Genomic DNA, 424 nt, shown 5'->3' on the forward strand with positions numbered 1-424 from the left:
CGCCTGAGCGGCGACGCCGTGATCGATGGCGGTAGCCTGGACGGTGACGTGACGGTGGCCGGGAACACCACGGTGGTGCGGCCCCGCCAGCAGGACCCGGTCAGCATCGAAAGCCATGTGGGGCTGACGTCATGGGCATGGCGATGAGCACCCGGCACGCAGTGGCATGGGCGGCAGCCTGGACGGCCGCCACGGCGGCCTGGGCGCAGGCGCTGCCGCCGGGCCCCATCGTTCCGGAAGACCCCGCCCAGCGTTTGCTGCGGGAGCAGCGCCAGCGCGACCTCGAGCGCGAGGCGACGCAGCCGCCGGCCCGCATCGACAGTGGCGTCGTGGTGGCGCCCGACGCGCGCGTCGAGGACGTGGCGGAGACTTCGGCCACCTTCGACATCGCACGGATCGATGTGGTGGGCAACACGGTGCTGGC

Annotated in this window: 1 protein-coding gene; it reads left to right on the forward strand. The window is 72.9% G+C overall.

What is annotated here, in order from left to right; translation table 11 throughout:
* Positions 1-131 precede the first annotated feature (131 nt).
* The coding region (locus tag AB4Z35_RS30700) for a hypothetical protein (RefSeq protein WP_442101259.1) at positions 132-424 on the forward strand (293 nt) is incomplete at its 3' end.

Origin of the sequence: Pseudomonas sp. KB_15 (genome assembly GCF_052114525.1) — a bacterium.
In the GTDB taxonomy this organism is placed as follows: Bacteria; Pseudomonadota; Gammaproteobacteria; order Pseudomonadales; family Pseudomonadaceae; genus Aquipseudomonas.